Raw genomic sequence first — 262 nt, forward strand, 5'->3', positions numbered from 1 at the left:
CGGGCGGTGAGGTAGCGGGCAATCCGCATCTCGCGGCCCGGATCAACCGCCAGGTGCAGCGGGAGGATGAGTTCCTGTGCCGCCGCGTACAGCAGGGGCTGGCCTCCAGCAGCTACGAGCCGGGACCGCTGTCGACCCTGGAAAGCTGCATGTTGGAATTTCACGACCTGTTACGCGCGAAAATCCCGGAGCTCAGGCTTCCTCAGGCGCCGGAACGGTTCGCCTGACGCAGGTTGGGCAACAAGGCACGGATGCCGCTGCG

The 262-nt window shown here is 66.0% G+C and carries 1 protein-coding gene; it reads left to right on the forward strand.

Annotated features, from left to right (window positions below):
• On the forward strand, nt 1-227 hold a 227-nt coding region (locus Q5762_RS38745), incomplete at its 5' end, for an RHO alpha subunit C-terminal catalytic domain-containing protein (protein ID WP_315897010.1).
• Nucleotides 228-262: the final 35 nt, after the last annotated feature.

Origin of the sequence: Streptomyces sp. P9(2023), from assembly GCF_032436795.1 — a bacterium.
Lineage (GTDB): Bacteria > Actinomycetota > Actinomycetes > Streptomycetales > Streptomycetaceae > Streptomyces.